Consider the following 724-nt stretch of genomic DNA (forward strand, 5'->3'; position numbering starts at 1 on the left):
TATTGATGATACTGTTTTAGATAAACCATATAGTCAACATATGGACTTGGTTAGCTATTTTTGGTCAGGCAAACACCACCGATCCGTCAAGGGTATTAATCTCATTACCTTATATGCGACAGATCAAAATGGTCAAAATATTCCAATTAATTTCCGAATTTATGACAAATCTGAAAGTAAAACCAAGAATGATTACTTTATGGATATGTTAAGTGAAGTACTTAGTTGGGGTGCAAAGATTCAATTTATTTCAGGTGATAGTTGGTATTCATCGACTGGAAATCTAAAAACCATAAGAAAACATGGTATTCGATTTATGTTTGGTATCGACTGTAACCGTAAGGTTTCCCCTGAAAAAGGACAATGGTTTCAACTGCGTTTATTGCCAAATTTCCATCAGGGTCAAGTGGTCTGGCTCAAAGATTTTGGCTTTGTACAATTATTTAAGACTCAGTTAAAAGAACAGCAGAGGTTTTATATTGTGTATCAAGATGAAGATGATTTATTATCCTTTGAGGGTTTTCATGAATTACATTCAAGTCATTGGAAAATAGAACAATATCACCGGGTGATTAAACAGGTTTGTCATATTGAAAAGTTTCAAGTAAGACGGTCTAAACTGATTTTGAATCATATTTTTTCAGCCTTGATGGCCTACGTTGAGATACAAAAGAACCAGTTTGAGCGGATCTTTGAAAATGTATATCGTTGGCAGAAGAAATTA

Annotated in this window: 1 protein-coding gene; it reads left to right on the forward strand. The window is 33.8% G+C overall.

What is annotated here, in order from left to right; genetic code table 11:
• Window positions 1–724, forward strand: a 724-nt coding sequence (locus tag WFH18_RS17600) for an IS701 family transposase (protein ID WP_336755388.1), incomplete at both ends; no start/stop codon positions are given.

Source organism: Acinetobacter sp. USHLN143, from assembly GCF_037145695.1.
Classification (GTDB): Bacteria; Pseudomonadota; Gammaproteobacteria; order Pseudomonadales; family Moraxellaceae; genus Acinetobacter; species Acinetobacter fasciculus.